This is a genomic window from Rothia sp. 18CD1-1 (assembly GCF_055285355.1).
The window spans coordinates 1-25568 of record NZ_JBUZLI010000008.1 but is presented as its reverse complement, the minus strand read 5'-3'; the positions used below and the strand labels follow the sequence as shown (position 1 = coordinate 25568).

19 protein-coding genes are annotated in these 25568 nt (G+C 58.2%); 5 read left to right on the top strand and 14 right to left on the bottom strand.

The window, feature by feature from the left end:
- Positions 1 to 2 precede the first annotated feature (2 nt).
- The 9 genes from mraY to dinB all read right to left on the bottom strand — a co-directional run bounded on the left by mraY (position 3) and on the right by dinB (position 10692).
- A complete protein-coding gene (mraY, locus tag ACS1BR_RS07155) occupies positions 3 to 1121 on the bottom strand; it encodes a phospho-N-acetylmuramoyl-pentapeptide-transferase (RefSeq protein ID WP_463561278.1) in 1119 nt (372 codons plus the stop codon).
- On the bottom strand, positions 1118 to 2701 hold the full coding sequence (locus tag ACS1BR_RS07150; RefSeq protein ID WP_463561277.1) for a UDP-N-acetylmuramoyl-tripeptide--D-alanyl-D-alanine ligase: 1584 nt from the start codon (positions 2699 to 2701) through the stop codon (positions 1118 to 1120). Before ACS1BR_RS07150 ends, mraY begins: the two co-directional genes overlap by 4 nt.
- A 3-nt stretch (positions 2702 to 2704) precedes the next feature.
- Complete coding sequence (locus ACS1BR_RS07145; protein ID WP_463561276.1) at positions 2705 to 4390, bottom strand: UDP-N-acetylmuramoyl-L-alanyl-D-glutamate--2,6-diaminopimelate ligase; 1686 nt, start codon at positions 4388 to 4390, stop codon at positions 2705 to 2707.
- A 113-nt stretch (positions 4391 to 4503) separates the two neighbouring features.
- Complete coding sequence (locus ACS1BR_RS07140) at positions 4504 to 6345, bottom strand: peptidoglycan D,D-transpeptidase FtsI family protein (RefSeq protein ID WP_463561275.1); 1842 nt, start codon at positions 6343 to 6345, stop codon at positions 4504 to 4506.
- A 78-nt stretch (positions 6346 to 6423) separates the two neighbouring features.
- Positions 6424 to 7095 carry a cell division protein FtsL gene (gene ftsL / locus ACS1BR_RS07135; RefSeq protein WP_463561274.1) on the bottom strand — a complete coding sequence of 224 codons (672 nt, stop codon included), beginning with the start codon at positions 7093 to 7095 and terminating at the stop codon, positions 6424 to 6426.
- A complete protein-coding gene (gene rsmH, locus ACS1BR_RS07130; protein ID WP_463561273.1) occupies positions 7092 to 8087 on the bottom strand; it encodes a 16S rRNA (cytosine(1402)-N(4))-methyltransferase RsmH in 996 nt (331 codons plus the stop codon). The genes ftsL and rsmH overlap by 4 nt, the downstream gene beginning before the upstream one ends.
- A 60-nt stretch (positions 8088 to 8147) precedes the next feature.
- Positions 8148 to 8582 carry a division/cell wall cluster transcriptional repressor MraZ gene (gene mraZ / locus ACS1BR_RS07125; RefSeq protein ID WP_463561272.1) on the bottom strand — a complete coding sequence of 145 codons (435 nt, stop codon included), beginning with the start codon at positions 8580 to 8582 and terminating at the stop codon, positions 8148 to 8150.
- Positions 8583 to 8891: 309 nt separating this feature from the next.
- Positions 8892 to 9269 carry a DUF3040 domain-containing protein gene (locus ACS1BR_RS07120; RefSeq protein WP_463561271.1) on the bottom strand — a complete coding sequence of 126 codons (378 nt, stop codon included), beginning with the start codon at positions 9267 to 9269 and terminating at the stop codon, positions 8892 to 8894.
- Positions 9270 to 9402: 133 nt separating this feature from the next.
- Positions 9403 to 10692 carry a DNA polymerase IV gene (dinB, locus tag ACS1BR_RS07115; protein ID WP_463561270.1) on the bottom strand — a complete coding sequence of 430 codons (1290 nt, stop codon included), beginning with the start codon at positions 10690 to 10692 and terminating at the stop codon, positions 9403 to 9405.
- 149 nt (positions 10693 to 10841) lie between these two features.
- Here dinB and ACS1BR_RS07110 point away from each other — a divergent pair, with 149 nt between their 5' ends.
- Positions 10842 to 11957 (top strand): polyprenyl synthetase family protein, encoded by a 1116-nt coding sequence (locus ACS1BR_RS07110; protein WP_463561269.1) that lies wholly within the window; start codon positions 10842 to 10844, stop codon positions 11955 to 11957.
- Between the two features lie 2 nt (positions 11958 to 11959).
- Here ACS1BR_RS07110 and ACS1BR_RS07105 read toward each other — a convergent pair whose 3' ends face one another.
- A complete protein-coding gene (locus tag ACS1BR_RS07105; protein WP_463561268.1) occupies positions 11960 to 12337 on the bottom strand; it encodes an Rv2175c family DNA-binding protein in 378 nt (125 codons plus the stop codon).
- Positions 12338 to 12435: 98 nt separating this feature from the next.
- Between ACS1BR_RS07105 and ACS1BR_RS07100 the strand changes: the two genes are divergently transcribed.
- The gene (locus ACS1BR_RS07100; protein WP_463561267.1) at positions 12436 to 13878 is read left to right on the top strand and encodes a serine/threonine protein kinase; all 1443 of its coding nucleotides are present in this window, start codon (positions 12436 to 12438) and stop codon (positions 13876 to 13878) included.
- A gap of 67 nt (positions 13879 to 13945) precedes the next feature.
- On the opposite strand, the gene ACS1BR_RS07095 is transcribed toward ACS1BR_RS07100, so the two are convergent.
- Positions 13946 to 15301: a class II 3-deoxy-7-phosphoheptulonate synthase gene (locus ACS1BR_RS07095; protein ID WP_463561266.1), complete on the bottom strand. Its 1356-nt coding sequence runs from the start codon at positions 15299 to 15301 to the stop codon at positions 13946 to 13948.
- 130 nt (positions 15302 to 15431) lie between these two features.
- Positions 15432 to 16172 carry a lysophospholipid acyltransferase family protein gene (locus ACS1BR_RS07090; RefSeq protein WP_463561656.1) on the bottom strand — a complete coding sequence of 247 codons (741 nt, stop codon included), beginning with the start codon at positions 16170 to 16172 and terminating at the stop codon, positions 15432 to 15434.
- A gap of 182 nt (positions 16173 to 16354) precedes the next feature.
- Between ACS1BR_RS07090 and ACS1BR_RS07085 the strand changes: the two genes are divergently transcribed.
- Complete coding sequence (locus tag ACS1BR_RS07085; protein ID WP_463561265.1) at positions 16355 to 17113, top strand: alpha/beta hydrolase; 759 nt, start codon at positions 16355 to 16357, stop codon at positions 17111 to 17113.
- Positions 17110 to 19131, top strand: a complete 2022-nt coding sequence (locus ACS1BR_RS07080) for an AMP-dependent synthetase/ligase (RefSeq protein ID WP_463561264.1) — start codon at positions 17110 to 17112, stop codon at positions 19129 to 19131. The genes ACS1BR_RS07085 and ACS1BR_RS07080 overlap by 4 nt, the downstream gene beginning before the upstream one ends.
- Positions 19132 to 19150: 19 nt before the next feature.
- On the opposite strand, the gene ACS1BR_RS07075 is transcribed toward ACS1BR_RS07080, so the two are convergent.
- Positions 19151 to 20554, bottom strand: a complete 1404-nt coding sequence (locus tag ACS1BR_RS07075) for a mycothione reductase (RefSeq protein WP_463561263.1) — start codon at positions 20552 to 20554, stop codon at positions 19151 to 19153.
- 158 nt (positions 20555 to 20712) lie between these two features.
- The gene (locus ACS1BR_RS07070) at positions 20713 to 24162 is read right to left on the bottom strand and encodes a pyruvate carboxylase (protein ID WP_463561655.1); all 3450 of its coding nucleotides are present in this window, start codon (positions 24160 to 24162) and stop codon (positions 20713 to 20715) included.
- A gap of 299 nt (positions 24163 to 24461) precedes the next feature.
- Between ACS1BR_RS07070 and ACS1BR_RS07065 the strand changes: the two genes are divergently transcribed.
- The gene (locus tag ACS1BR_RS07065) at positions 24462 to 25271 is read left to right on the top strand and encodes a ParA family protein (RefSeq protein WP_463561262.1); all 810 of its coding nucleotides are present in this window, start codon (positions 24462 to 24464) and stop codon (positions 25269 to 25271) included.
- Positions 25272 to 25568: the final 297 nt, after the last annotated feature.

The following is a 25568-nucleotide window of genomic DNA, read 5'->3' as shown; positions in this document are numbered from 1 at the left end:
AGCTATACTGCCACCCCTCCGTGACTCAGCAGCCAGTCACCGTAGAAAATACCCAGGGCTACCATGACGCACAGCCCCGCCAGAATCCAAAAGCGAACCACCACGGTCACCTCTTGCCAGCCCTTCAGCTCAAAGTGGTGCTGAAGCGGGGCCATCAGAAAAACCCTTTTACCGCCGGACATTTTAAAGTAGCCCACCTGGATAATCACTGACAGCGCGATGGCCACAAAAAGACCCGCGATGATGATCAGCAACAGTTCGGTGCGGGTAAGAATCGCAAAGGCGGCCAGGGCGCCACCGATACCCAGTGATCCGGTGTCCCCCATAAAAATGGTGGCCGGTGAGGTATTCCACCAGAGGAAACCGATGAGGGCACCGATCAGGGCCGCAGACAGAATCGCCATCTGCCCCGGGTCACGCACCTCGTAGCATACGGGGTCCGTCGATCCGGGGGCGCACAGGTGGGTGGTCTGCCACATCGAGATCAGCAGATAACCCGAGAAAACCAGGATAGCGGTACCGGTGGCCAAACCGTCGAGGCCATCGGTGAGATTCACCGCGTTGGTGGTGGCGGTGGCAATCAGGTTTGCCCAAATCACGAAAAGAATGATGCCGATCACGGGCCCGGCGAAAGCCAGATCAACGGCCGTGTCTCTGGTGAAAGATATCCGGGTTGAACCCGGGGTCCAGCCGTGCTCATTGGGCAGTAGCAGAGCCAGAACCCCAAAGATTACGCCCACGGCACCCTGAAGCACTATCTTCCCGCCGGGGGTCAGCCCCTCAGACTGCTTCTTTGAAATCTTCTTGTAGTCATCGATATAGCCGACCCCGGCCATACCCAGCATCAGAAACAGTGCCAGCAGCACCGAGGCCGAAGGCACCCAGGTGGTCCGAAAGAAAAGCGCCGTCGTCCACAGGGCAAGAAAAAAACCGGCAACCGTGGCACCCATGATCATCACGCCGCCCATGGTGGGGGTACCGCGTTTGGTCTGGTGGCTGGTCGGACCATCCTCACGAATAAACTGCCCGTAATGTTGGCGCACCAAATACTTGGTAAAGAGGGGTGTGCCAATCATCGAAATCAGCAACCCAAAACCTGCTGCTAGAAGAATGGGAATCATGCTTTCAGAGTGCCCTTCCCGGTGTGTAGGTCAGTTTCGGTTGTGGGCAACTGATCGCTGCCAGAATCAGAGTTTACCGCGCCGGCCTGATCTCCCGCGCTCAACCAGTGTGCGTTGCTCGTCTCATCAGCATCCAGAAGAAAGTCTGCACGCGCAACTTTTTCGCCCAGTTCTCCCAGCCCGGCACCGTGCGATGATTTGAAAAGAACGATATCGCCGGGGGCCAGTTCGGCACGGAGCAGGGTCAAGGCATCTTCCCTCCCCGTCACCCAGGTGGCCTCCTCCCCCCAAGACCCCTCAAGATGGGCCGCATTGTAGATGGGCTTAGCGGTGGCTCCGACCACCACCAGTTTTTCAATGTTCATGCGCACGGCAAGCCGCCCCAGCCGGTCGTGCTCGTCCAGCGAAGCATCTCCCAACTCGTACATGGCACCGAGCACCGCCCAGGTTCTGCGCCCCGAAGAACGCCCCAGATGGGCCAGGGTGCGCAGTGCCGCTGCCATCGATTCGGGGTTAGCATTATATGCATCGTTAATAACGGTCACCCCGTCAGCCCTGTCCGTGCGCTCCATACGCCAGCGTGATACCGCGCCCGAAATATTCAGCTGCCGGGCAATAGTACCGGGGTCGATATCGGCCTGATAGGCGACCGCGGCGGCGGCCAGCAGGTTATACACGTGGTGCTCACCCATGAGTTTGGAGGCCACCTCAAAGGCAGAACCATCGGGGAAAACAAGGGTGAAACGGGGGCAACCATCCGCCCCGGTTGCCAGATCCCGAGCATAGATACGCGGCTGAGCACCACCGTCATGGTTCTTCTCCCCCAACCCAAAGTAGAGAGTGGGAACCCGGGACCGGGATATCATGCGCCGCACCCGGTAGTCATCATCGTTGAGGGCCAGGCTGACCCGGCAGCCTTCGGCAAGCTCACCCTTGGTTTTCTCGATATTGTCCACACCGCCAAACCCACCGGCGTGGGCGGTACCCACCTTCAAAATCACGCCGTGGTCGGGGCGAACAATATCCGCCAGGTAGTCGATGTTGCCCACACGGTCAGCACCCATCTCAATCACCAGGTAACGGGTCGACTCATCGGCCCGAAAAACGGTAAGGGGCACACCGACCTCACCGTTGTAGGAACCCACCGGAGCCACCGTCTGACCGGCGGTAGAAAAAATATCTTTGAGGAGGTCTTTAGTGGTGGTTTTCCCGGCAGAACCCGTAATAGCCACCACCGTGATCTCCCCCAGTTCGCGCAACCTGGCCAGGCAGTAGCGGGCCAGCGCCCCCATGGCCAGTACCACATCGGCAACGAGCACCTGCGGATAGGGTTGCCCCGATTCGTTGTTGATCTGACGCTCGGTGAGGGCCAGTGTGGCTCCCGCCTCAAACGCCTGCGGCAGAAAACGGTGTCCGTCGGTCACTTCTCCGGGCTTGGCTACAAAGAGAGTTCCCGGCTGAGCCTCGCGTGAATCGGTGTCTGCGGCATTCACCAGAATCTGGTCAATCGCGGCGGCATCTATCCCCGTTATCCGGCCACCGGTGGCTTCTGCAACCTCTCCGGCAGTGAGAGCAATCATTCTTTACGCATCCCCTTCAAGCATAAAACGGTAGGCAGGAAGCACCTCAAAGCCCCGACTGTTCAGGCTACGCGCAACCTCAACCCTGTCGTCAAGATTAAAGTTCACCCCGGCGACCTCCTGGGCGGTCTCGTGTCCGCGGCCGGCGATCAGCACCGAGTCCTCGACGGTTGCCAGCTCAAACGCCCTGGCAATAGCTGTGGCTCGTGGAGCAATTTTCAGTACCTGCCGGGCCCTAGCCCCTCTTTCAAGAGCAGCAAGCGCACCGGCCTCAACAGCATCGCGGATAGGTTCTGGGTCTTCGTTGTGCGGATCGTCATCGGTGATGATCACAGTGTCCGCATACCGGGCGGCTACCTCCCCCATCACGGGACGCTTGAGCTGGTCACGCTGACCCGTTGCCCCAAAGACCACGATCACCCGGCCCTCTCCCTCTGCCGGTCTGATCGCTTCAAGTGCCCGCTGGAGGGCATCGGGGTTGTGGGCAAAATCCACGATGGCCGTGGGCCGGTTGCCGATAATCTGCATTCGACCGGGAACGACGGGGGTTAGCGTGTTCGGATCCCGCAGCACCTGCTGAAGTGCTGAGGGATCCACGCCAGATTCGTATACCATTGCCACGGCAAGAGCCGCGTTTGATACGTTGAAGTCAGCAGGCAGCTGTGTTTGGGCTTCACAGCGGGTACCGTCTCCTCTGACCAGGGTAAAGCTGTGGCCGATCCCGCGGCCTTTCACCTCGGTCAGCACCCAGTGGCCCGGTGCGAGAGCCTCCGGTATTCGACTGTAGCCTGCCCCGTGGTTGGTGTAGAGGGCGACGGTATTTTTCTCTCCCAGCTCTTCCTGCGCCCGGGCCAGCATAGTCTGGCCCCAGGTATCATCGGCGGTGATGACCGCTGTTCGGGTATGGGCCGAGGTGAAAAGCTCAGCCTTAGATGCACGGTAGTTTTCCATGCTTCCGTGCAGATCAAGGTGGTCCTGGGTGAGATTGGTAAAGCCGGCGATGTCATAGCGCACCCCGTCTACCCTGAGATAGTCCAGGGCGTGGGAGGATACTTCCATCGCCATCGACGAGATACCGCGCTGGCGCATAAGGGTGAGCAAGGAGTGTACCTGGGGGGATTCGGGGGTGGTCAGCCGCGAGGGGATGGGTTCTCCCCCGGCAAGAATTTCAATGGTTCCAATCAGCCCGGTAGTCTCACCCAGCGCCTCCATGATGGAGTTCACCATGTAGGTGGTGGTGGTCTTTCCGTTGGTCCCGGTCACCGCAAAGAGGGTGGGGGCTGAGCCGTCCTGCGGCTGCGAGTTGTAGATGTGCGCCGACAGGGGGCCCACGACGGCACGAAGCTCCTCAGCCACGATCAGGCCGGTGTCAGGAGGTAGCTCCCCCACGAGCGCAGCTCCGGCCCTGTCGGTCAGGAGAACGGTGGCGCCGGCCTCTACCGCCTGCCCGGCAAACCGTGCACCGTGCACCGTGGCTCCGGGAAGAGCGACATAGAGGTCACCGGCTTGAACCTCCCGTGAGTCCATGGTTATCCCCGTAACAGGCCGGCTACCTTCGTGCACCTGCGCGGCGGTGAACCCCTGACCGGTGAGCCAGCTGGCTATAGCAGCGGTGGAACCGCCGGAAATACCCCGCGGGCGCAGCGTCTGTGCGGTTTCCTGCCCCTTAGCTGTTTCGTCCGTGCTCATCGTCCTTCAGTCTCTCGTGCTTTCATCACAAAAATTGATTTTATCGGGTGAGCGGTACTTCCGTGTATTCGGTCCGTATCTCCCCATCCCGTCTAGGTGCCGGATTCCCGCCCCTAGCCCGCGGATTCTTCCTCGGGAAATTTTGGAATCTCAACCGGCTCCGTGGTGGAGAAGGGGACCTTGTAGGTGTGTAAAACTTTCTCCATAATCTGCGAGAACTGTGCACTGGTTCCCACCTGTCCCACGTTTGCCGCTGTGGTCTGGGGCCGGTAGAGGGACACAGCCACAAGAAATTGGGGGTCTTCGGTGGGGGCTACCCCCACAAAGGACGTGGTGTAGCCGTCGTAGCCGGCTTGGGTTTCACTGGCGGTTTCCGCGGTACCTGTCTTCCCGGCAATACGGTAGCCCTCAACCTTTGCCCCGGTGGCATTGTGCAGTACCACATTTTCCATCAAACTCAGCACGGCGCGGGAGGTCTCTTCGGTGAGGATCCGGGTCTCTTCCTCTACCGGCTGTACCTGCTCGGTACCGTCGGGGTTGATGACCGCGTCAATAATTCTCGGCTTAAGCTTGACCCCCATATTGCCCACGGTCTGATAGATCATGCTGGTTTGTAGCACGGTCTGCGTGATGCCCTGCCCAAAAAGCACCGTGTATTTCTGGCGCACATCCCAGTCGCTGTAGTCGGCAACCAGTCCCGGACTTTCACCGGTGAGATCGATACCCGTGGGATCTCCCATGCCAAATTTTTTGAGCCAGTTATAGCGCTGTTCCACGTCTAGCCGCTGGCCAGCCAAAACCGTGCCCGTGTTCATCGAGTCCGTGATAATCCCCGAAAAGGTTCTCCTCTGGGCCGGGTGTGTAAAAGCGTCGGTGATGGTCTGACCATCAATCTCAAGTTGAGCTGGAACATCGAATACCGTGTAGGGATCAACTTTCCCCTCCTCGATCAGAGCAGCTGCGGTTAAAATCTTCTCGGTCGATCCGGGCTCAAATGCCTGCGAGATAGCCCGCGAAGTCATATCCTCAAGCTCAAATTTTTCCGCCCCCGGGTCCATGGTTGAGGAGTCGGCCAGCGCCAGCACAGACCCATCTTTGATCCCCATCACCACCACGGTGCCCCAGCGCGCCTTGGTTTCCTCAACCCGTGCTTTGATGATTTGCTGGGCAAAGTACTGGATGTCCTGGTTAATGGTCAAGCGCACATTCTGACCGTTGACCGCAGCCTTCACCTGCTCGTCCCCCACAGGAATACGCACGCCATCGGCAGAAATCTCGTAGATCCGCTCACCGTCCTGGCCCGCAAGCTGCCGGTCCATCGAACGCTCAACACCCACCGAATAGTCGGTCAGCTGGGTGGTGTTCTCGCCCTCGACCGCCTCCTCGACCTTGCTCAGCCTGCCCACCACGGAACCGGCCACCTCGCCGTTGGGGTAGAGCCTGTCGGAGACAATCTCTCCGTACACAAAAGTTGCCCCCAAACCTGAGATAGAATCGTGAACCTCGGGCGTTACGTTTTCTTTAATCACCTTATAGCGACTATCACCGTCAAGGGCAGCTTTAACGTCGCTGTCTTTCATATCAAGAATATCGGCAAGCTCATAGACCAGCTGTACGGGTGTTACCGTCTCTATGTCACTGCTGTTAGGCCTGTAACGGTCATAGGAGGTAACCGCGGTCTGGTCAACAGTAATGTTGTAACGCTGCACCGATCGGGCAAGAACGTTCCCGTTGACATCAAGAATCTGCCCGCGGAGGGCAGGAACCACCTGGGTCCTCGTGCGTTGCGCTTTAGCCTGCTCAGCATAGCCGCCCGGATCAAGCCCCTGAAGGTACAGAAGGCGGGTGCCCAGAATACCCAGACCGGCAGCGGCAACACCGCTGGCGATGAATCCGCGACGCCCCAGCTGCCGCTGCCTATCCGGCCCAGATCCACGCGAACCTGAAACAGTCACACGTACCCTTCCCTCACAAAAATTTCATCCAACGGCCCCAGCCACGATACGGAGCGGACATGCCGTCACGCCAAACCCCTACCGGTTCTCCGCGCCCGCACCGGTCTGGCTAGCAGAACTAGCCGTGCTCGGGGCGCTGGGCTGAGCGCTTGAATCCGCCCGATTATCCGATGAAGCTGCTGAGGCAGAAGCGCTAGCACTCGCCCGGGCCTCGGCCTCTTTCTTGGTCTGTTCAGCGGCGCGGTCGCTAGCACGTGCCGAAGCCTCAGTGTCGCTCAGAGAGGGGGGACTGATCAGGTTCTTCTGATCTTTATCGCCCTTGGTGACCGCCGAGGGAGTTCCCGCTATTTCCCCCGTTTGGAGATTCAAGGTGGCCGGCACAGAGGTCGAGACCAGGCCCAGCTGCGACGCCCGGATCGCCAAATCCTGGGGCGCCTGGTGGTATTCAATCTCCTGAGACAGCGCCTCATTCTGCTGGGTGAGGGTCTCCTCCCGTGTTCGCAAATCAACCAGATCGTACTGCCGCGAGGCGGTCACAATGTTTACCAGCAGGATCAGAACCAGAATCAGCGGAACCATCGCGAAAACCGTGATGAGAAGTTTTCTGCTGTTTCGCGGAGTCGCCTCCGGAACGAGCGCTCGGGGCGCACGGACCCCGGGGCCGTGTTCGTCGGCTGTAGTGTGCACCAGCGAGAGGTGCCTACCCCGGGTCTCGGGCTCTCTATCGGGAAAGTGTGGTTCAGCACTCATACGATTGTCCTTGTTGTTGTCTTAATTTTTTCTGCAGCGCGCAGTTTGGCGCTGGCAGCGCGAGAGTTTTCTGTTATTTCTTCTTCGGTAGGCGGTTCCGCACCGCGAGTAATCACCCTGAGCTCGGGCTGGTGCTCCTCAAGTTCTACGGGAAACCCCCGGGGAGCTGAGGACCGCGCCCGCTCGGCAATAGCTCGCTTCACGAGTTTGTCTTCGAGACTGTGGTAGCTCATCACAACTAGCCGCCCACCCACCGTGAGCGCATCAATAGCGGCGGGGACTGCCCGCTCCAGGGCCTCAAGCTCGCGGTTGACCTCGATACGCAGGGCCTGGAAGGTTCTTTTTGCGGGATGTCCGCCCTTTCTCTGAGCGGCGGCCGGAACAGCATCCTGAATAACTTTAACCAGTTCTCCGGTGGTCTCAAACTGTTTCCGGCTGCGCGCCCGCACCATTGCCGCGGCAATACGGGCAGCAAATTTTTCTTCCCCCCAGTCGCGGATAATCTGACGCAGCCTCGCTTCATCGTAGCTATTGACCACCAGGGCCGCCGTCAACTCATCGTCGGTGTTCATACGCATATCGAGCGGAGCATCATAGGAGTAGGCGAAACCCCTCTGACGCTCATCAAGCTGCATCGATGAGACACCGAGATCAAAAAGTACACCGTCGACCCCTGATCCACCGGCACTCTGCACAATAGATGGAATATCGTCGTAGACGGCGTGAACCGGTCTAAACCGTTGACCAAAGCGAGCCAGTCTTGAAGCAGCCAGCTCGTGCGCCTCACGGTCGCGGTCGATACCGATAACGGTAAGCTGTGGAAACCGTTCAAGCATGGCTTCGGTGTGCCCTCCCATGCCCAAGGTCGCATCAATTGCCACGGCGCGCGGACGCCCAATAGCCGGGCCTAGAAGCTCGAGACAGCGGTCAAGCATAACGGGCAGATGCCTATCGCTAGCCTCTGTGGCCTCGAGATTTTCTCTCTCGGTCATTTTTCTGTTCCTCCGGGCCCTGGGTACAAATCGGTGTTAGTGCATGGTGTAAAAAAATTTTTAGAGCATAAACTTTTGAATCGGATCTTCGTCTGTCTCAGAAAATTCATTTTCTTTTTCTGCCAGATAGCTGTCCCAGGTGTGAGCATCCCATATTTCGGCCCTGGTTCCAGCACCGATCACGGCAAGCTCTTTACCTAGCCCGGCATACCGGCGCAGAGCAGGGGGGATGGTGATCCTCCCCTGTTTATCGGGGACCTCATCTGAAGCACCCGAGAGAAAAACACGAATGTAATCGCGAGACTGCTTGGACGAGATGGGGGCGCTACGCAGCTGCTCATGCACCCGCTGAAACTCGGCCAAACTGAACACGTAGAGGCAGCGTTCCTGTCCCCGGGTAAGCACCAGTCCGTCCCCTAATTCGTCGCGGAATTTAGCGGGCAAAATAAGTCTCCCCTTGTCATCCAGGCGCGGCGAATGAGTCCCCAAGAACATAGACACTCACCTCGACCGGAATTGACGCTGTTGGCAGCAGCAAACTACATGCCTGTTTTTCTACTTTGCTCCACTTTACTCCACCGCGCTCCACATTCCTTACATATGCTTCATTTCGTCCCCATTTTGAGTGTTTTCACACGGCATTCACCGTTACCCTCAACCGGGTGTACCGGGCAGTTGAACCGCACATGAGCCTGGGGAGGAGGTACAGGTGCAGTTTCACCCCAGATAACACGGGCCGAAACATAGCAGTGCGGGGTGCGCTCCATTGAGCGCACCCCGCACACACAGGTTTTAAGAATGGGTTTATATTCCCTGGCCTCGTCGTTCGTCCCACCGGTCTTCCAGGTTCCTCATAAACCCGGATCGTTTTCGCGGTGTTTTGACGCCGGAATCGGTGGTTTTACCGTTCTGCTGCTGTTGCAAAGTTGCCAAATAAACACCCGCTGCCGCCACAATAAAGCCGCCGACTCCCAGCAGAATAATTTTGCTGGCGACACCGGCAATAATAATGCCCAGGCCAACCAGCACCACAAGAATACCCACAACGATGTTGCGCACAGCAAAAGTAGTTTGGGGGGACTCAGGCTCGGTTGCCATCGAGCTGGCAAAATTGGGATCATCGGCATTGAGCTGCTGCTCAAGTTGATCCAGCAGCTTCTGTTCATGTTCTGACAGCGGCATGAGACCCTCCTAGAGAATAGTGATTCGTCCGTGGCCCACGAACTATGTCAACGCCTCTAATGATACATTTTTCAGCCCGAGCTAACCATTCCTGACCGGGAAGAAATCTATTTTTTATGGGTGGACCTCCCCTCTACTGCTCGCCGGCCCGTCCCCACCCAGAGGAGTTTTTCTTCCCGGCTACAAGACGGCGTGCATCCGGTGCCGAGGGATCCGGGGCGAGAAAATTCGCCGGTATGAGTCCGTGCGCACCATATTTTTGCTGGATCAGGTCCATAACGGTCTCGGCCCGGCGCCAGCTTCCGTGAAAATCTGTTTCAACGGGTTCTAGCCCCTCCCCCAGCAGGACCTGCTGTACCCCCCTCGAACGATTTTCCAGCTTCTCCGCACGAACACCGATAAGCCGCAGAGGGCGCGGCGCGGCACCCCCCGCCACGATCTCAAGCTCTCTCAGGCGGCCCATGACTGCCCGGTGAATGTCCCTCCCCGAGTCTGTGGGTGCCGCGAGCTGACAGGATCGGCTGATCGTTTCAAAAGTGTCAAACCGGATTTTGAGGCTGAGAGCGGCAGCCTGCTTTCCTGTTTTCCGCAGCCGCCGCCCCACGGTGAGTGCCAGCCTGTAGACCTGGCGCCCGATCTCTTCGGCGCGGGTGCTGTCCCGATCAAAGGTGTGCTCAGCACCGATAGATTTTTCGATTCGGTTGGTCACCACGGGCCGGGGATCAACCCCGCGGGCCACCTGATAGAGGTGGGCGCCTGCGGCCTTACCCAGTCTTCCCATAAGATAGTCAGCACTGTATTCGCGCAGCTGTGCCACCGTGTGTATGCCCAGCCGCTCTAGTGCTCCGGCGGTTTTGGGGCCCACCCCCCACAGTTGCGCCACCGGCAGAGGGTTCAGGAATTCCTCTACCCTGTGCGGGGGTATTACCCACAGACCGTTGGGTTTGCTGGCCGACGAAGCCATTTTGGCTACATACTTTGTGCTAGAAATTCCCACGGAGCAGGGCAGCCCCAGGTCTGCGGAAATTCTCTGACGCAACCGCTGTGCGGTAGCCACCGGGTCCCCCAGCCTCTTGAGAGTGGGAGTCAGGTCGACATAGGCCTCATCGATGCTCGCCTGCTCAACCCGGTCGGTGAGCTCGTGTAAAATCCCCATGACTTTTCGCGAATAGTCACGGTATCGGGTACCGGGCTCCACCACCACGGCATCGGGGCACAGCTGCCGTGCCCTGGCGAGCGGCATGGCTGAACGCACCCCGAATGCCCGCGCCTCGTAGGATGCGGAGACCACCACCGACCGCCCGGTCTCGCGGGCAACAATAATTTTCTGCCCGGCAAGTTCGGGGTGAGTAAGCAGCTCCACATTGACAAAAAATGCATCCATGTCAAGGTGCATGATCACCGGGGATAAGAGTTCAGCCACGCCATGTCCCTCCAAAAGTTTATCGAACATATATTCTATACCCGGTGGGGGTGCGGCCGATAACACCCGTCTTCTCTGCACGGTAACGCGGCACCAGAATGCTCTGGCTACACTGGTAGGTGACCCTTTGTGCACAGAGTAGGATCCTCATGAGTCCCCACAACACTATCGCCGAACAGGTTGCCGCCGAGACACAGGACTATCTTGCGGCGCTTGAAGCCGAGATGGCAATTTTTTGGTCGGAACAGCGCCGTCTGCTGCGCCGTATATCCGCAGAATCCCTCCCGCTTCTCGAGTCAATTGAGCAGCTCTCCCGCGGGGGTAAACGACTGCGGGCCCTTCTCTCCTACTGGGGCTTCCGCGGAGCGGGCGGTAGCGCCGGTAGCACGGCAATTGTGAAGGCAGGGCTGGCGCTCGAACTCTTTCAGTCAGCAGCGCTGATCCACGACGACATTATTGACGCATCCGATACCCGCCGTGGCGCCCCGAGCGTACACCGGCGCTTTGAGGGAATGCACCGGGAATCAGGCTATAAAACATCGGCAGAAAATTTTGGGGTTTCCAGCGCTATTCTTGCCGGGGATCTGTGTCTTTCCTGGTCCGAGATGGTTTTTTCGTCGATAGGTCAGACGGCGGTAGCGGGTGAGGCCCGGAAAATTTTTGATCTGATGCGCACCGAGGTGATGGCGGGCCAATACCTTGACATCGTGGGCGAGGTGGTTCAAGCCGAGGAACCCGAGGTGGCGCTAGAGCGGGCACTACACGTGATTCGGTTTAAGTCGGCCAAATATTCCTGCGAACATCCGGTCATGCTCGGCGGCGCCCTGGCACATAAACTTACCCCGGCTCAAACCTCCGAACTCTTAGACGGCTACAGTGCTTTCGCCCTCCCCCTGGGAGAAGGTTTTCAGTTGCGCGATGATGTGCTGGGCGTTTTTGGTCGGCCACAGACCACCGGCAAGCCCGCCGGCGACGACCTGCGCGAAGGCAAACGCACGGTGCTCACCGCCTACACCGCCATGTACTCTCACGCCCAAGACCGCACCTTTCTGGAAGAGTCACTGGGAAACACCGAACTAGGCAGCAAAGATATTGACAGGTTACAGGAGCTCATCCGCAGCTCGGGCGCCCTCGACTCGGTGGAGGACATGATCACCCGCAAAAGTGACCTTGCCCTGACCGCCCTAGCCGAGCTACCGGTCAGCGAGGTTGTCCGAGCCGGGCTGCACGGTATTGCGGTCGGAGCCCTCAAAAGGGAGGCATAGACCTACCAGGCCATGGCCGCCGCGCGGCGGCGAATCTCGGTCTTCCGCCCGTCAATCAGAGCGTCGATGGGCCGGCCCGGCAGCGAATCATCGTTGGTGTAGAGCCACAGCACCGCCTCTTCGTCCCCAAAACCGGCATCCGCCAAAACGGTCAGCGTACCCTTCAGCGATTCGAGGGGCCGGCCGGCAGCAATAAACTCGGCCGGCACCTTACGCACGCCATCCCGCGGATCACGCAGGGCAAGAATGGTACGATCGGCAACCATATTGTGCACCCTGGTCACCTTAATATCCAGAGCCTCGGCAATGTCGGGGAGAGTGATCCAGCTATCCACCAGCGCAAACACACGCGCGGTCACATCAGTATTTTCTTCAGTCACACAATAGAGTGTGCCAGAGTTAGCGGTATTTTGCAGAATTATCGTTTACGGTGTTTACACAACTTTTTATCAGTTTTCTCACCTACTATCGAACAGATATGAGCTCTACACCTTCACCCACCGCCTGGCTAGAGGGGACAATTTTTTCCGGCCATTTTGAGGTGGGCCACCTGATCGCCCGCGGAGGCATGGCCGAGGTCTACCACGGTGTCGACCTTTGGTCCAACAACCCCGTGGCCATTAAAGTCCTCTTTCCACAGTTCTCCGCCGACCCCTCGCAGCAGCAAAAATTTTTTCGCGAAGAACGCTCACTCCGCCAGATCAACCACTCCCACGTGGTAGGGGTACTCGGCTCCGGCACAGAGGAGATCCGCGGATATAAGCTCATGTTCATTGTGCTGGACTATGTGCACGGGGCAACCCTGCAGCAGCTACTGGCGCTCAGGCCGGTACTGTCGGTGAAAGAAACCTTAGAGATCATGCTGCCCGCCATCGAGGGCCTCTCCGAAGTTCATGCCCACCGGCTCATCCACCGCGACATTAAGCCCAGCAACGTGCTGCTATCAGCCACCGAGCACAGCGTGAAACTCACCGATTTTGGTCTTACCCGGCGCACCGACCAAACCTGGACCGGTGAACTTATGGGAACCCCCGCCTATGTTGCACCCGAAATCGTTGACCCGCAGGCCACCGTGGGCCCCGGTGTCGATATCTTTGCCAGCGGAATCATGATGTTCCGCATGCTCACGGGTAGGCTCCCCTTCCCGGGGCTGGGCGACGACCAGCAGGTGATCTACCACAACGTCAATACCGAAATACCCACCGTGACCCAGTATGCGCCGGGGGTCAGCCCGGACCTGGCCGGAATTATTCGCTGGTGCACCCGTAAGCAAACAGCCGCACGCCCAGAAAACGGCACAGAACTTTTTGAGGTACTCACCGACCTCACACACTCCCTGACCCGGCAGGAACTGGACTACCGCGCGGACGTCTGGCCGGTGCCGCACAACACCATCTGGGAGGCTGTCGAAGAGATAGCAGAAAAAACCGGTGCATCGCGGGCTCTTGGCCGCACCTCCATCACGGGCTTCGGCAACACAGGCTACGATGATGTTTATGATCCAGGGGCAGAAGAGTACGAACCCACGGCCATCTCCGGTGTCGGTCCCGAACCCAAACCCGCAACCACACCGCTTGCAGCAACCGATACCGACCACACGATGATCGACAATACCGATATCTTCACCGACGACTCACCGGCAAGCTACCCACCCATCTCGGCAGAGTATCGTCGGGAAAAAAGCCGGCAGGAGTACCCCCGCACAGAACAGGCAGAAAACCAAGCCACCGCCCCGCCCGACAGCGGTAACCCGCGGTACCCGCAAATTCAGTGGCGGGAAAGACCCACCGCGGTCTCCCTGCTCCTCCTCGCCCTACTCCTACTGTTCGGCTTTGTTGCCGCCGGCTTTATAGGCTGGCAACTAGCAAACTCGCTCATCACCTCGGGCTGGTTCAATACCTGGACAAACTGGTTCGGCTAAACAGCCAGACCGTGTAACCAAACACATCTTTGCCCCCAATTTTTGAACCGGTTTCAACCGACGATCTCTATCTCCGGGCCAGGTACTCCGCCACCAAAAAAGCGATCTCCAGTGACTGGCGGTGGTTCAGCCGCGGGTCGCAGAGAGACTCATAGCGGTCAGCGAAAGCCTCCTCGTTGATGGGGTCAGAGCCACCCAGGCACTCGGCAACGTCGTCACCGGTCATCTCCACGTGAATACCACCGGGGAAAGAGCCCAGAGCCTCGTGCACCTCAAAGAAACCGCGCACCTCATCGACCACGTCATCAAACCTGCGGGTCTTATAGCCTGACGGCACCGAGATGGTATTGCCGTGCATGGGATCGGTGACCCAAACCACCTGCGCCCCCGATGCCTGTACCCCCTCAACCAGTTTGGGCAGCCGGGCACGAATCTGCGATGCTCCCATGCGGGTGATAAAGGTTAGCCGGCCCGGTTCCCGCTCGGGGTCAAGTTTGTCAATAAGAGCCAGGGTCTGATCCACGGTGGTGGTCGGGCCCAGCTTCACCCCGAGAGGGTTACGCACCCGTGAGAAGAAATCGACGTGGGCATCGTCAATGCCGCGGGTGCGTTCACCGATCCAGATAAAATGCCCCGAGGTGTCGTAGGGTAGACCCGTGCGGGAGTCGGTGCGGGTGAGAGCGCGTTCGTAGTCGAGAAGCAGCCCCTCGTGGCCAATGTAGAGTTCGGTTGCTTTCATGGCATCGAAGTCTGCCCCGCAGGCCTCCATGAACTTGAGCGCCCGGTCGATCTCTTGCGAGAGAGACTCATAGCGGGTGTGGGCCGGATTGGCGGTGAAGCCCCTATTCCACTGGTTGACCAGGCGAAGGTCAGCGAAACCGCCCGTGGTGAAGGACCGCACCAGGTTGAGGGTCGAAGCCGAGGTATGGTAGCCCTGCACCATGCGCCTGGGGTCTGGCAGGCGAGATTCCTCTGTGAAGTCGTAGCCGTTGACCATCTCGCCGCGGAAGGAAGGCAGGGTCACACCGTTTCTTGTTTCCCGATCCGAGGAACGCGGCTTAGAAAACTGCCCGGCCATACGCCCCATTTTGACCACCGGCATAGATGCGCCGTAGGTAAGCACCACGGCCATCTGGAGCAGGGTCTTAATCCTTCCCGAGATTTTGTCGGCGGTTGCACCGGCAAAGGTTTCGGCACAGTCTCCACCCTGAAGAAGAAAAGCTTTCCCGCGGGCAACCTCCGCAAGTTTTCTGCGCATCCGGTCCACCTCACCGGCAAAAACCAGCGGCGGTACAGCCTCCAGTTCGGCGATAGAGGACTCAAAATCTGGGTGGTCTCCCCAGCTGGGCTGCTGGTCTGCTTTCAGCTGCCGCCACCGGTCAAGTTCCGAGGTGAGCCGGTGGCGGGCTGTCGATTCGCTCATTAATACTGCTGCTTCCTTAGTCGAGAGTTATTTGATAATTGGGATTACCGCAGGCGGGTAACAAATACCCTTGAAGACTAAGTGTATGTGCACGGGCGCCCTTTTTCACCCGTGGTCCAGCCTGTGAGAGCTAGGACTCTCTTCTATCGGTGAGCCGGTCGACTGCCTGCCTGGCATCCAGTCCGTCTTCCTGCATGAGATTTTTAACATCGCTGGCGTAGAGGGGCACATAGTCCTGGTGCGAAAGTTCTCTGATCGCCTCACCGATAGTGTCGGCAACAAGCCGCTGCACCCTGTGCTTTCCCGCAAGGTCGTAGTATTCCGAGAAATCAAGCGGTTTACCGATCACCGTGCGCACGGTGATCTTCTTGCCGTTTTTACGCAGCTTCACGGAGTTTGTTCCGCTAGGTTGCACATCGTCTGTTCCAATCTGCCCCACCGGGATCACCGGAACCCTGGCTGTCAAGGCCAGACGGGCGACGCCGAGCTTGATGCGGTAGGCGCGGCCGTCGGGGCTACGGGTGCCCTCCGGGTAGATGCCCAGCAGTTCTCCCTCTGCCAGTTTTTGGGCACCTGCGTTGAGGGAAGCCTGGCTTTTTGCCCCGCCCGAGCGGTCTATGGGTAGCTGGCCAACCAGGTTGAAGAACCAGCGAACAACACGCCCCCTCACCCCGGTACCGGTAAAATAGTCGGATTTTGCCAGGAAAAAAACCTGCCGGGGTATAGCCAGCGGAATAAAGACCGAATCACAGAAAGCCAGGTGGTTGCTGGCGATAATAGCACCACCGTCGGGTAGGTTCTCCAGCCCCTCCACCCTATGGCGGTACAGCCTGCTGAGAATCGGCCCTACCACCGCTTTCTTTAGCACCATATAGACCACTGGGACTCCCCTCACCGCGAGCGCACTTTTATGCAGGTTTACTAATACTCGCTCTAGTTTACGCCCGGACGGTGCGGCGGGCCCGTATTTTGGTTGCCCGTCTTGCGTGACGGGTAAACTTTGGGGTGGAGGGGCCGACGGGTTCTTTCTGCCGGTGGGAGAGGACCGAAAGTTTGTCTCAATATTTTAACCATGAGCCGCTGTCGGGTGCTGGCCGCTACCGTTGCGGTGTTCTGGTGATCCACGGTTTTACGGGGTCGCCTCACAGTGTGCGCCCGGTAGCGGAGTTTCTCTCTGATGCCGGTTTTGCGGTGGAGATGCCGCGTCTACCGGGGCACGGTGGCCGCTGGGAGGACCTGTTGACGGTGACCCGTCATGATTGGTTGGCGGAGGTGGATCGGGCTTATTGGCGGTTGCGGGAAGCTCACCACGAGGTGGTGGTGCTGGGCCTTTCGATGGGCGGCATGTTAGCTGTTCGTGAATCTGTCCGCCGCAAGACCGCAGGCTGTGTGCTCATTAATCCTTTTATGACCGACCCCAATCCCGCCATGCGTTTTGCCGGCCTGGGGTCGCGGTGGGCGGTAGCGACTTCGGGTATCTCTTCCGACATTGCTGCTGTCGGGGTTCAGGAGGGCGCCTATGATCGGGTTCCGCTGGTTGCCGCTGACCAGCTCCACCGACTGGGACGGGAGACCCGCCCCATGCTTGCCGCCCTGCCGGTGCCGGTGCTCTATTTTCGGTCCCGCCGTGACCATGTGGTTTCTGATTCTTCGCACCGGTATTTTCTGAAAAATGTTCACGCACCGGTAACATTTATATGGCTTGAGAGAAGCTATCATGTGGCTACTCTTGACCATGATGCACCGGTTATTTTTGAACAATCGCTTAGCTTTATCCAACGGATTGAGCTGGGTCTGGAGGGCCAAGTATGAATCGTGTTTCCGTGCCTCAGGCAGTGGTTTCTGATACTCAGCAAAATATTACCGATATTCTTGAGCGCAGGCTGACCGACAGTAATGACCCCGTGCTTTACCGGGTACAGAAATCCAGCGGGAACTGGGTTCCGGTGCGCGTGAGTGAATTTCGTGAGCAGGTGGTAGCGCTGTCTAAGGGGATCATCGCTGCGGGGATTGGCCCCGGTGATGTGGTGGGGATTATGAGCCGCACCCGCTATGAGTGGACCCTCATCGATTTTGCTATCTGGTATGCCGGGGCTATCTCGGTTCCCGTCTACGAGACGTCTTCCCCGGCCCAGGCCGGGTGGGCGCTCTCGCATTCGGGGGCGAAGGCGGTGTTTGTTGAGACCGATGATTTGGCCGAGGTTGTTGCCGCCGGGCACGAGTATAGTCCGCTGGTGCTTGAGCATACCTGGGTGATAGATAATAAGGATCTTGATCGGCTCGTGGATTCCGGGACCGGGGTTGAGGATTGTGAGGTGGAGCGGCGGCGTTCTGCCGCCGATCTTGATACGGTCGCGTCGATTATCTATACGTCGGGCACCACGGGTAAACCGAAAGGGTGTATGCTCACTCACGGTAATTTTGTGCGTCTTTCGGCGCAGGTGCGCGTTGCCGAACCCAATGTTGCCTGTGAGGGTAACTCGACCATTATTTTTCTGCCGCTGGCACACGTGCTGGCCCGCGAGATACAAATCCTGGCAATCGACGCAGGGCTTGTGGTGGGGCACTCCCCCGACATTAAAAATTTGACTGCCGATCTCGATTCTTTTAAACCATCTATGCTTCTGGTGGTACCCCGTGTCTTTGAGAAGGTGTTTGAGGCTTCAGTGCGTAAGGCTGAGCAGGGGGGCAAGCTCAACGCTAAAATTTTCCACCGGGCGGTTGAAGTTGCTCTAGCCTGGTCTGAGGCTAAGATCGCGGGAAAGATTCCCGCCCGTTTACGGGCACAGTACCTGTTTTATGACAGGCTGGTGTACTCCAAGTTACGGGCGGCCCTGGGGGGTAATCTTCGCTACGCGGTCTCTGGTGGAGGTGTTTTGGCGCCGCGGCTGGGGCACTTCTTTCATGCGGTGGGTGTGCAGGTTATTGAGGGGTACGGTATGACAGAGACCACCGGTTCTCTGTCGGTGGGGCGCACCCGCGCTTTTGATATTGGCAATGTTGGGCCTCTTCTGCCGGGCACCGAGTGCCGGGTTACCGGTGACGGTGAGCTTGAGGTGCGCGGTGTGGGCGTGATGAAGGGCTATTTGGATAACCCCGAGGAGAATAAGCTAGCTTTTACCGATGACGGCTGGCTGCGCACCGGCGATCTTGCCCGGTTTGACGAGCGCGGCTATCTCAAAATTGTGGGCCGAAAGAAAGAAATCATTGTGACCTCCGGCGGTAAGAACGTGGTTCCTGCCGGGGCGGAAGATCGCCTACGCACCAGCCCTATGGTTTCTCACGCCATGCTGGTCGGTGATGAGAAACCCTTTATTGCGGCCCTGGTAACCCTCGACCCCGACACCCTGCCCGATGAGCTGGAACATCTGGGGCTGCCGCGGGATATGTCTGTTTCTGATGCTTCGGTGAACCCTAAGGTGCGGGAAGCTATCCAGAAATTTATTGATGAGGCGAACACCTTTGTCTCCCGTGCCGAGTCAATTCGTGAGTTTCGGATCACCCACCGTGACTGGACGGAGGAGGACGGGCACCTCACCCCCTCACAGAAGGTGCGGCGGTCTGTGGTGATGCAGGAGTTCTCCAGCTATATCGATGATATTTATAATCGCACCAAAGAAACGGTGAAGGATTCTGTGCAGGAGCGGATGAAAAAACTGGAGGAGTACAGCGCTAAACGTGCAGAACGCGTCGAGGCTAAGCGGGCTGAGCGCGCCGAAAAGATGGGTGAGATCCGGCATGAAACCGGCAGTAGACTCATCGAGCTGGGTGAGCAGCTGCGCGATTATCGGCCCAAGAAAAACAGTGAGGGCACCGACGAGGAGTCCTAGCCGGCGCCCCCCACTCTCACTACTGGTCGAGGTCCAGACCCAGGAGGGCGTTTTCAACAACCTCGGTCAGGGCCGGGTGAATCCAGAATTGACCCCGTGCCATGTCGTGGGCTCCCAGACCGAAGCTCATTGCCTGGACCAACGGCTGGATGAGTATTGAGGCTTCCTCGCCGATCAGGTGGGCGCCCAGAAGCTGGCCGGTGTCTTTGCGGGCGATCAGCTTGCACAGGCCCACGGTGTCTTCCATGGCCCAGCCGTAGGCCACATCCGCATAGTTCTGTACCTTGACCGCGATCTCAAAACCTTCACGTTCGGCTACTTCACGCGCCTTCTCCTCGGTCAGTCCCACCGAGGCAATCTGGGGGTGGGTGAAGACCGCTGCGGGCACAAATCTCTCATCGGTGGTGCGCATTGAGTCGGGGTGGGTAAGGTTGTACTGAACCGTGCGCATTTCCGCGTTGGCCACGTGCTTGAGCATGTGGGCGGAGCTGGCATCCCCCAGCGAGAAGATTCCCTCGACGGGACGGCCGTCAGAGAGCACCCGGTGGAACCTATCAACCGCTATCGTACCGTTTGGGCGTATATCGAAGAATTTTTCGGCGTCGAGGGTATCCGAGTTGGGTACCCGGCCGGCGGCGATCAGCACCATATCAGCGGGGATCTCAACGATCTCTCCCTCATGGGCGAAGATCGCAATCACCTCACCCTCCTCGCCCTCGCGGATCTCTTTGAGCTCGTAGTTCAGCCGCAAATCCCACTGCCGGGCTGCTTGCTCTTTGAATCTTTCGGTGATTTCCCTGTCGTTACCCCGCAGAAGAACATCTGTCCGGTTAGCCTGGGTGACCTCCGATCCCAGACTGCTCAGGACATGGGCGAACTCGGCGGCAATAAAACCTCCGCCAACAATAACCGTACGCCGGGGCAGACTATCCATGCGCATCACCGTGTCGGAGGTCTGGACCTGGGGCAGGTCAACACCGGGGACTTTCGGCAACCTGGTGCGGGAACCGGTGGCGATCACGATCTGTGGCGCGGTGAGCCGGGCACCCGACTCTGTTTCCAGGGTGTGCCGGTCAACAAATTTCGCGTACTCGCTAAAAACGGTCACGTTGTCCAGACCTTCACGGTAGGCCAGTCCCCCGGCAGAGATGGAGTCAATCCGTGTAAAGATCCTGTCCCGTATGGCGGGCCAGTCAACCCCGGTAACCTCCATCTCGACCCCCAGGCGCCCCAGGTGGCTGGCCGTATTGGCCACCGTTGCCGGGTAAACATACTGCTTAGTGGGGATGCAGCCAAAGTTGAGGCAGGTTCCACCAAAGACCCCGCCGTCGATAAGAGCAACTTTTTTATCATTCCACTCGTCGTTGATAATGGAGTTCCCGGAACCGGAGCCAATAATAATCAAATCAAAGTACTGGGTCATGAGAGCTTCTTTTCTCCTTTTCACGCTCAAATACACCTACCCCAACGTTTACCGGTTGAGGCTTATTCCATCCAGTATCGCGGCAGTCTATAGGGGCGGGCTGCCTTCTCTCCGCAAAAACAGCCCGCCCCTTTTCCTATCCGGTATTTTATCCGCGCCTAGTCGGTATCCAGCACGATCAGCAGATCACCACCCTGTACCTGGGCAACGTCGCTATAGACAATCCGCTCAACCTTGCCACCAACCGGTGAAGTGATAGAGGCTTCCATCTTCATTGCCTCAATGGTTGCCACGGTGTCACCGGCTTTGACGGTATCGCCCGGTGCCACGGTAATAGAAACACCTCCGGCGAAGGGGGCAGCAATGTGGCCTCGGTTCGCCGAATCCGCCTTCTCCGCCTCTGTCACCTGGGACTCAACAGAGAAATCGCGCACTTCAACCGTGCGGGACTGCCCGTTGAGGGTGCAGATCACGTGCCGGATCCCCTTGGAATCGGGCTCCGAGATAGCCTGCAGGGTAGCGATCAGGCGCACACCCTTACCCAGCGAAATCACGTGCTCACGATTTTCAAGCATCCCGTAGAAGAAGTCCCGAGTATGCAAAATGGAGACATCACCGTATTCGCTACGAACACGCTCAAACTCTTGGGTCGGTGCCGGGAAAAGCAGCCTGTTCAGGGTTTGTCTGCGGGTCTGTGAGTCAGCGGTGAGGGCCTGCCTGTCCGCATCGGATATGTCGCGGACAGCGGGCTTGGCCAGCTTGCGCCCTTCCAGGGCCCGGCTACGAAACGGCTCGGGCCATCCCGCCGGAGGTGTACCCAGTTCACCGTTGAGGAATCCGATCACCGAATCGGGGATATCAAAATCCTGCGGGTTTTTCTCAAACTCTGCCGGATCAACACCCATACCCACCAGCTGAAGGGCAAGATCACCCACCACCTTCGAGGAGGGAGTAACCTTCACGATATGGCCCAGCATCTTGTCTGCGGCCGCGTACATGTCTTCAATATCTTCAAACCTATCGGCAAGTCCGAGAGCTACCGCCTGCGCACGCAGATTGGAAAGCTGGCCTCCGGGAATCTCGTGGGTATAGACCCGCCCGGTTGGTGAACTCAGCCCGTTTTCAAAGGGCTGGTAGATCGCGCGCACGCTCTCCCAGTAGGGTTCAAGGGAGAGCACCGAGTCAAGGTCAATCTCGGGGGCGCGGCTGTTGCCATCCATGGCAGCCACAAAGGCGGAGAACGATGGCTGTGATGTGGTGCCCGCCATGGTTGCTGTTGCCACATCAACAGCGTCTACACCGGCTTCGACGGCTGCTAACAGGGTACCTACCTGCCCACCCGCGGTATCGTGAGTGTGCAGGTGCACCGGTAGATCAAACCGGTCGCGCAGGGCGGTAATCAGGGTGCGTGCCGCCTCGGGCCGCAGCAGCCCGGCCATGTCTTTGATGGCGATGATATGGGCCCCAGCATCAACAATCTGCTGGGCAAGACCCATATAGTAGTCAAGGGTATAGACCTTTTCCTGCGGATCAAGCAGGTTACCGGCGTAGCACAGGGCTACCTCGGCAACAGCTGTTCCGGTTTTCCGTACCGCCTCAATTGCCGGTGCCATCTGTGAAACATCGTTGAGCGCATCAAAGATGCGGAAAATATCCACACCGGTTTCGGCGGCCTCCTTCACAAAGGCATCGGTTACCTCGGTGGGGTAGGGGGTGTAGCCCACGGTGTTGCGTCCGCGTAGCAGCATCTGAATCGGAATATTGGGTAGAGCCTCCCGCAGATGGGCAAGTCGCTCCCAGGGGTCTTCAGACAGGAAACGCAGAGCAACATCGTAGGTGGCACCGCCCCAGGCTTCAACAGAGAAAAGATTGGGGATAACGTTTGCCACCGCGGGGGCGGCTGCCAGCAGGTCGCGGGTACGGATCCGGGTTGAGAGAAGCGACTGGTGGGCGTCACGGAAGGTGGTGTCTGTCACCGCTACCGGTTTATAGTCGCGCAGGTGACGAGCAAACCCCTCGGGCCCGAGCTCCTGCAGCTTCTGTCGCCAGCCGGCGGGGGGTTCGTGGGTGCTCCTATCGAAGGGTGAGCGGAAGGGCTCATCAATCTTATCGCCAGGGAAACGCGGAAGTTTCTTGCGCGGGTCGGGGCCCTCAATCCTCGGACCGTGTGGCTGGTTCACCGTGACATCTGCAAGGTACTGCAGCGCCTTGGTGCCTCGGTCTCCCAGGGGTTTTTTGGTGAGCAGGTCAGGGTGTTCGTCGATAAAGGGGGTGGAAACGTCTCCGCTGCGGAAGGTCGGGTCTTCCAGAACAGCCTGGAGGAAGGGGATGTTGGTGGCCACACCGCGAATACGGAACTCTGCCAGGGCCCGCTGGGCACGCTGCACGGCGGAGAGGAAGGTGCGGCCGCGGCAGGTGAGTTTCACCAGCATGGAGTCAAAGTGCGGTGAGATCTGTGCACCGGAGTACACGGTGCCGCCGTCGAGGCGGATACCGGAGCCACCAGCCGAACGATAGTAGGTCACTTTACCAACATCGGGCCTGAACCCGTTGGCCGGGTCCTCGGTGGTAATGCGGCACTGTAGGGCGGAGCCGCGCAGGTGCACGTTATCCTGCTCTATTCCCAGATCTGTGAGAGATTCACCGGCGGCAATACGCATCTGTGACTGCACAATATCAACATCGGTCACTTCTTCGGTGACCGTGTGCTCCACCTGCACGCGCGGGTTCATCTCGATAAAGACGTGCTGGCCGGCCCGTTCACCCGCGGTATCGACAAGGAACTCTACGGTTCCCGCATTCTGGTAGCCGAGTTCTCGGGCAAATTTCACCGCGTCTCGAAAGAGTGCCCGACGAATCTCTTCATCGAGCTGCGGTGCCGGGGCGATTTCGACAACTTTCTGGTGGCGGCGTTGTAGGGAGCAGTCGCGCTCAAACAGGTGCACGATATTTCCCTGGGAGTCGGCGAGGATCTGCACCTCGATGTGGCGTGGGCGCAGTACTGCCTGTTCGAGAAAAACGGTGGGGTCGCCAAAGGCTGTATCTGCCTCTCGCATAGCTGAGGCGAGAGCGTCGGGGAGGGCTTCTTTGCTCTCTACGCGGCGCATTCCGCGTCCGCCACCGCCGGCTACTGCCTTAACGAATATGGGAAAGCCAATTTTGTCTGCTTGGGCAAGCAGATAGTCGGTATCTTTTGAGGGTTCGGAGGAGGCCAGCACGGGAATTCCGGCTTTGCGGGCGGCCTTGAGGGCTTCGACTTTGTTGCCGGCGAGTTCAAGGACTTCCGGGGGTGGGCCGATAAAGGTGATTCCGTTTGCTGCTGCCGCCCGCGCCAGTTCAGGGTTTTCTGAGAGGAACCCGTAGCCGGGGTAGATGGCGTCTGCGCCGGCTTCTTGGGCTACCCGAATGATTTCGTCAATATCCAGGTAGGCGCGTACCGGGTGTCCCTCTTCACCGATGGGGTAGGCCTCGTCTGCCTGCTGACGGTGAATTGAGTGGCGATCTTCGTAGGGGAAGACTCCCACTGTTTTTGCGCCGAGCTCGTAGGCGGCCCGGTAGGCACGAATAGCAATCTCGCCGCGGTTGGCAACAAGAACTTTCTCAAACATTTTTGTCCATTCCGCCTTGCCAATGGTGTTCGGCAAAGACTTTGTCACGGTGCGTGAACAGAACCCAATATAGTCGTATTGGGGCTTACACATGTTTATTTATCGCATATGAACCGTGATTTTGCGGAATTGTTGGCCGGCGCCGGGGGCTGTTTCCCTGCCTTTTGTGAAGGCCGGTTACCTGTTATAGTGCGTGTTCGTGCAATGAAGGTTGTCGCTATCTTGACGGCCCTTTATCGGTACAATAGGTTGAAGCATCGTAAATATTCATAATCTGCTTCTGGTTGGGAGTCTGGCTCGTGCCCCTTGTTGTTAGTATCAGTAGCCTCAAAGGCGGAGTTGGTAAAACTTCCACGACCCTCGGGTTGGCTTCTGCTGCCCTCAATGAAAACCTGGGTGTGCTCGTTATTGATATGGATCCTCACAGCGATGCCAGTACCGGCCTTGCTGTGACCGGCAACGGTACGGATATTGGTACCATGTTGGCGTCGCCGCGGCGTTACCGGTTTATTGATGAGCTACTTCCTTCCTCCTGGAACCAGCTGGTGCGGGATAGCGGCGTGCTAGACGATGGTGCGGCGGCGGTTTCCGGGTCTATCCAGGTGGCGGTGGGTTCGGCGGCACTGTCTTCTCTTGAGGGACTACCTATGGGTAAGGCTCTACCCCGGTTGAAGAAGCTGGTGGGAGATCAGTTTGATAATTTTGATCTGGTGCTTATTGATTGTCCGCCCACTTTGGGTCGGCTGACCTCTATGGCGTGGGCCGTGTCGGATCGGGTACTTTCTGTGGCTGAGCCCTCACTGTTTTCGGTGGCGGGGACCGAGCGTACTTTGCGCGCTATCGCCCGGTTTGAGCAGAACACTGAGTATTCGGTGGATTCTGCTTCTGTGGTGATTAATAAGGTGTGCGAGGGTAAACCGGAGCATACTTACCGGGTTGAAGAGATGAAAACTATGTTTGGTGATTTGGTTGCCGAGCCGATTCTGCCCGAACTTGAGAACTTTCAGCGTATTCAGGGGTCCGCCTACCCCATACATTTTTGGCCCACCGATTCTGCCGCGGGTTTTGCGGCTTCTTTGACCACGCTGTTGCGGGGTTTGCTAGCTTAGGTTTCGTGTGCTCGTGTTTGTCTCATAGTGTGGGATGCTGGATGGGCTTTTGACCCGGTTTTTGTCCCCTTTTAGACCTACATATGCCCGGTTAATACTGTGTGTTCTCGACAGGCCGGGATAGTCCTTCAAGAATAAGATCCCAAGAGCATCGGTTTAGCAGGGCTAGGCTATGGAAATAGCCGGAGTCTTAGCTTCTGGGAAGGTCTTGATAGTTTATGTTTTATGGTGATCGGTTGTATCGGCCTTCTGATTGGTATCCTTTGACCGGTGGGGATCCCTGTCCGGGGAACCCGG